The following is a 4,406-nucleotide window of genomic DNA, read 5'->3' on the forward strand; positions in this document are numbered from 1 at the left end:
GCGACTCATGAGTGCTCGGTTATATGCGGGCCAATTGGTTGTGCGGTAGATTTTGTGTGTAGGCTTCTTCATTTGAAAATTATATCGCTGAAAAAGCCTTTACAGATAGGTTTGTGCAACAAAGCCCAATATAGTTAAACTTTGGGTAAAGTTCATTGCATAAGCAGGTGAAATATTTTTTATCATTCAAAATTGACCTGATTGAAGATTAATTTTTTCTGTATTCATGACCATCCCTGATCGGACGGCTAAACATCATGTCGTTCGAATAAGACCTTTAAATCAGCCATTTGTTATAATTTCGATATTCAATGAATGGCAAAATTAAATGGATCATTTGCAGAAGTTACAGATATATGTGCGTGTGGTTGAAACCCAAAGCTTTACTCACACTGCTGAGACATTGGGTGTGCATCGTCCACTGATTTCCAAAGCCATCAAACAGCTTGAACATGAATTGGGGGTGAGATTACTCAATAGAACCACCCGTAAAGTCAGCATGACTTTAGAAGGTGAAGCTTTCTATCACAAAGCATTGCAACTCCTTAAAGACTTCGATGCTATTTTTAATAGCTTTCAGCCAAATCTACAGACTCAAAATATATCGGGTAAACTGCGCATCAACGTACCTATCACCATTGCCAAAGCCATTCTGATTCCTCATTTGGCAGAGTTTAAACAACAATATCCAAATATCGAGTTGATTCTAGAATCCTCTGATTCCTTAGTGGATCTCATTGATCAAGGTGTCGATTTTGCAATTCGACTCGGCTACTTAGATGACTCAACCCTCATTGCAAAATCACTTGGACAAGTTGAAATGATCACTTGTGCTGCCCCTTCTTATTTAAAAAAATATGGCACACCGCATACCTTAGATGATCTAAAACACCATCAAGCCATCAATTATTTTAGCGGTAAACAACGTAAGGTCATGAATTGGCAATTTATTGTGAATCAGCAAGTTCAAGAATATAAGTTGGATTCAAGTATTTTAGTCAATGATTCAGAATCATTTTTAAGCGCAGCTTTACATGGTTTGGGCTTAATTCAAGGGGTTCGTCATGCAATACAGCCCTATCTCGAGAATGGTCAACTCATTGAAGTGTTATCAACTTATCAAAATATTCCTAAACCTATTTCTTTGCTATACACCCATAGGGAACATCTACCGGCACGTATGCAAGTATTTATAGATTGGGTTAAAAATATTTTTGCGAAAGATTGTTATAAAAAATAGAACCAATCTATAAATAGATTGTTTATTTATCTGATCTATTTGAAGGATTATGCTGATTCCATCTGTTGATCATATGGAAAAGAAACATGTCTAGAACTGTAATGATGCGTGCAATTGGTAATGCTGATGTTTTACAAATCGAAGATTTAGAGATTACTGCACCTAAAACATGTGAAGTACAGGTTTCAGTACATGCTATTGGCTTAAATCGGGCTGAAATCATGTACCGTACTGGTAATTATGTTATTGAACCGACTTTTCCTTCTGTACTCGGATACGAAGCCGCTGGTGTAGTTACAGCAATTGGTGAAGGTGTTTCAGGGCTTAGTATTGGTGATGCAGTTAGTGTCATTCCATCTTTTGGTTTTGATGAATACGGTACATATGGAGAACTCATCAATCTGCCAGTCCATGCTGTTGTAAAACATCCTAAAAATTTGACATTCCAACAAGCGGCTGCAAGCTGGATGATGTTTGTGACGGCTTATGGTGCATTAGTACATTTTGGCAACTTACAGAAAGACCAATATGTTGTTATTGGTGCTGCATCAAGCAGTGTTGGCGTGGCAGCAATTCAAATTGCTAATATGTTAGGTGCTACCCCAATCGCATTAACTCGTACTAGTGCTAAAAAGCAGCAGCTGATAGATCTAGGGGCTAAATATGTGATCGCTACTGAGGAGCAAGATTTAGTAAATGAATTGAATCGTATTACCAATCACCAGGGGGTAAATATGGTGTTTGATCCTGTAGGTGGTCCAGCTGTAGGTAAAATCATGCAAGCTATGGCTAAACAAGGCACATTCTTCCAATATGGTGCGCTTGATACACGTGATATCCAAATGAGTGTTATGGATGTTTTAGGCAAACATTTAACATTACGTGGTTATGAGCTCTTTGAAATTACCACTGATTCCAATGCGCTAGAACAGGCAAAACAATTTGTTTATCGTGGTTTGGAGTCAGGTCAGTTATCACCTTTAATTGACCAAGTCTTTAATTTTGAGAATATCCAAGAAGCTCATAAATACATGGAAACAAATGCCCAAATCGGCAAGATCGTAGTTAACGTTCAGTAATTTAGATGCCCTATACTGCCATCTATAGGGCATTTTAGTTCCAATACAATATTTTTGGTTAGCCGAGTTTCATCATAGATCTGACCACACTCGATGCCGTGATCGGGTTATTTAATGCTGTTTTACTAGAGCATTAAATAACTCAAATCACGGATAATTAGTTTCAGCGGGCATTTACTTTACTAGTTTTCTGTCAATAGATCATGGTTAATATATTAAAAAACTAAGGCTCTTATAAATCGTATAAAATAAATAATACAGAATATAAGTAGTTTACTTTACAATATTTCAGTCTTAATAATGCTTGAATCTAATTTTATATATTTACTAATATATTCTAATTAAAACTTGGATTTCATAACCATTAACTATACAGTACAACTATCAATAAAATCTCCCCACCATTGCATCATTTCCACGCGCTGATTGAAATATTCTGCATGATTATAACTTGCACGGGTTTTATTTTTATCAGTATGAGATAGCTGTGCTTCAATCCAATTTGATTGAAATAAACCAGATTCATTTAATATGGTACTAAATGTTGAGCGTAAACCATGAGATGATAGTTCATTTTTAGTATATCCCATTTTTCTAATAATCAAGTTCAGGGTGTTAAAATGAATAGGTTTATGATTATTACGGGGGCTAGAAAATACATATTTTTCGCCATGAGACCAAGCGAGTGCTGATTTCACAACTTCAAGTGCTTGATCAGATAGTGGAACTAAAAATTCAGGAATATCATGACCTAAAATAACTTTTCTTCTATATTGTTTAATATGTAAGGCTGGTATTTTCCATATTCTTTTATCCAGATCGAAGTGATGTGGTTCAGAAAGCAGTAATTCTCCACCACGTACGCCTGTATATAACTTAAATAATAGGGCTTTTTTAATGATAGGATCTGTATTAATCTGATTCAATCTAGCTAAGAAATTAGATAGTTCATCTGAGTTCAAATGAGGATAATTTTTCTTAATCTTATTATTAACTAATATTTTATGAAGCCCATTTGCAATATTATATTCACAATACCCCATTGCTACAGCATAATCATAAATCTGATTTAAATAACTGTAAGCTTTCTTTACAGGTTCTTTTACATTTCTAGATTCTATATTTTTAATAACCTTAACCAGATCATATCTTTTAACTTCAATAAATGGCGTTAGTCCAATATTTGGATAAATATCCTGATCTAAACATTTTTTTGCAAGCTGAATTACACCGCATCGTGGTTCATCTTCAAAGGAATTTTTAATTTTAAATTCTAACCACTCTTCACAAATATCCTGAAAAGTTTTGATGTCTTTTTTATGCAGCAGTTTATTTTGATAATCATTAAATTTATATTCATCCCGGACTGATCTGGCCTCTTTCAAGGACATTACAGGATATTCACCCAACTTCATGCGAGGACGTTTATTTGTCCCTGCAAGTGAATAGCGGTAACTCCAAGATTTACGTCCGTTTGGTTCTACCTTCAAACTTAAGCCGTCATCATCTGCCAGAAAATAGATTTTTTCCTTTGGTTTAGCTTGACGTACCTTAATTTCAGTAAGACTCATGAATTTTTAACCTAACCACAAATGGCACTGCTCAATTCAATTATAGCAAATTTAAGCGATATTCATATGATGCGTATCATACGCATCATATATTTTTATAAGTTATTGTTAAATCTGTTTTATATTTAGAGTGATTGCTTTTTAGTAACCATTTAATTAACCATTGATTCTACAAGTTAAATAAAAAAACCGGCTTAAAGCCGGTTTTTTATCTTAAATATTCAGATCATGATTTCTTCACATCAAAACGGTCTGCATTCATCACTTTTGTCCAAACACAAACAATGAACCGTACCGGGTTTGTCGGAGACTCAATATTCTGAGAGACTATTCCGATGAAAAAACCAACCTATACCCTCGAAATTAGAGAAAGAGCGGTTCAATTACTAATTGAATCTGAAAAAGATTATCCTTCTACTTGGGCTGCAATCACAGCAATTGCGCCTAAGATTGGTTGTACTCCTGAAACACTTCGTGCCTGGCATCAAAAGCATTTAGATCAGCAAAATCCTATTA

General features: G+C 35.0%; 3 protein-coding genes and 1 pseudogene. 3 read left to right on the forward strand and 1 reads right to left on the reverse strand.

Features of this window, described 5'->3' with window-relative positions:
* The first annotated feature begins 328 nt into the window (after positions 1 to 328).
* Both FTV30_RS15575 and FTV30_RS15580 read left to right on the forward strand, forming a co-directional pair.
* Positions 329 to 1,240 (forward strand): LysR family transcriptional regulator, encoded by a 912-nt coding sequence (locus tag FTV30_RS15575; protein ID WP_180001897.1) that lies wholly within the window; start codon positions 329 to 331, stop codon positions 1,238 to 1,240.
* 86 nt (positions 1,241 to 1,326) lie between these two features.
* Positions 1,327 to 2,319: a zinc-dependent alcohol dehydrogenase family protein gene (locus FTV30_RS15580; protein ID WP_180001898.1), complete on the forward strand. Its 993-nt coding sequence runs from the start codon at positions 1,327 to 1,329 to the stop codon at positions 2,317 to 2,319.
* 368 nt (positions 2,320 to 2,687) lie between these two features.
* On the opposite strand, the gene FTV30_RS15585 is transcribed toward FTV30_RS15580, so the two are convergent.
* Positions 2,688 to 3,890, reverse strand: a complete 1,203-nt coding sequence (locus FTV30_RS15585) for an integrase arm-type DNA-binding domain-containing protein (RefSeq protein WP_180001899.1) — start codon at positions 3,888 to 3,890, stop codon at positions 2,688 to 2,690.
* A 335-nt stretch (positions 3,891 to 4,225) separates the two neighbouring features.
* On the opposite strand from FTV30_RS15585, the pseudogene FTV30_RS15590 reads away from it, so the two are divergent.
* Positions 4,226 to 4,406 (forward strand): annotated as a pseudogene (locus tag FTV30_RS15590) (IS3 family transposase); the annotation flags it as partial.

This window comes from Acinetobacter sp. YH12255 (genome assembly GCF_013417355.1).
Lineage (GTDB): Bacteria > Pseudomonadota > Gammaproteobacteria > Pseudomonadales > Moraxellaceae > Acinetobacter > Acinetobacter pseudolwoffii.